The 1,399-nt window shown below is 44.2% G+C and carries 1 protein-coding gene; it reads right to left on the bottom strand.

Features of this window, described 5'->3' with window-relative positions; translation table 11 throughout:
* Positions 1–914: 914 nt before the first annotated feature.
* Positions 915–1,310, bottom strand: coding sequence for a hypothetical protein (locus YA0848_RS35815; protein WP_232925269.1), 396 nt, complete (start codon positions 1,308–1,310; stop codon positions 915–917).
* Between the last annotated feature and the right edge of the window lie 89 nt (positions 1,311–1,399).

The following is a 1,399-nucleotide window of genomic DNA, read 5'->3' on the forward strand; positions in this document are numbered from 1 at the left end:
ATATTTATTCCGTTAACATATTATCTATTTTTGTTAGGCGCAAGCTTCGACGGGGCTAAATAGACAATATTGCAGGCTACAGGTACTTTTGAAGGGGTAGTGCCACGAAAAAATATCTACTTCTCGACAGGAGGCGCCTCAAGATGCGTCCGCATCACGTCATGATGTTCTATAAATCACAATGTCCTCAATTGACCGACCGACAATTCTTGTCGTGGTCGCTAAAACTCTGTAAGTCTTGAGCTGTAGGGCGCAAAAATCCAGCGTGATTGAGAGCGAAAAAAGGACCCGAGCTCACATAAAGGGAGGCGCTGCCGGCATATGACACGTTGCCATCATCCATACGCCAAGGTGTATTATCGTCCCATCGAAGCTGCATTGCGGTGGTGCAATCTTGTCGCTCACGAAGCACAGATCATGGAGCTCTCTTGGTCTAGCTCACTTGGACTGTCCGTGGCCTTTCCGCAATGGCCATGCCTACATACCAACACCGAAAAAATTCTCGATGCAATTAAGCAAGGAGAGCTACCTTTCGGCGACCCCGAGAGTTTGTAATAGAGTTCTACTAGATTCTATAAAGGCTTATAAAACATCAGCTTACAGCATCTGTAATCCATGGACGTCCGTCCAATTCCAAGGCCTTCTGACGCTTTGGGGGCATAACTGGGGGCATATTTTCTTTTTTTAAAAAATGATGCCCCCACTTATGCACGCCCGAGAAGGCGCTCTGTTCAAACGTAAATTAACCGACGCTTTCGTACGCGCACCAACTTTTATAGCATGTCTTCGTTGCTCTTCACTGACTGCCTTAAGTTTTTCTACAAGGCTTTTCACACCTTTCCTAAACGCATAATTATTATTTAGCCTCTGGCAGTGATTTTAATGGCGCGGACACATCCTGTGCGCTCTTTAAACTACGACTTCCAGAATGTCAGACAGACACCATATTCATCGAGAAGGTCGTCAGCAATCTCAAACTGAAATACCTTCTCTGGAAAGGCATCGGATAACGCGCGTTTCCAATATCTAGTGATCTGTTCAGCAAATAAATGACAAAGACGATAATCTTCTTCAGACAGGCCCACTTTAAATACGGGTCGCCCCGGTGCATCCTCCCACTTTGAAAAGAACTGATTTATTGAAAAAATATTTCTGTATCGTTCAACGTCTCTACGCGATGTACTTAGTTCCAATACACTAGATTCGGTCTCAACCAGCCCGTTCAAATGAAATTTTTGCGGATCGTATTGCTGAGCGTTAGGCAGCCAGAAAACATGACCACTGACCTCAATAAAATCAGGAGAGAGCAAACCCAGAACAGAAATTGCCTATTCTAATGAAACCAAGTGCCCTACATATGAAAAAAAATTTCCGGAGCCTATATCTGAAACAAACAAAC

This window comes from Pseudomonas sp. S4_EA_1b, assembly GCF_016307435.1.
Taxonomy (GTDB): Bacteria; Pseudomonadota; Gammaproteobacteria; order Pseudomonadales; family Pseudomonadaceae; genus Aquipseudomonas; species Aquipseudomonas rhodesiae.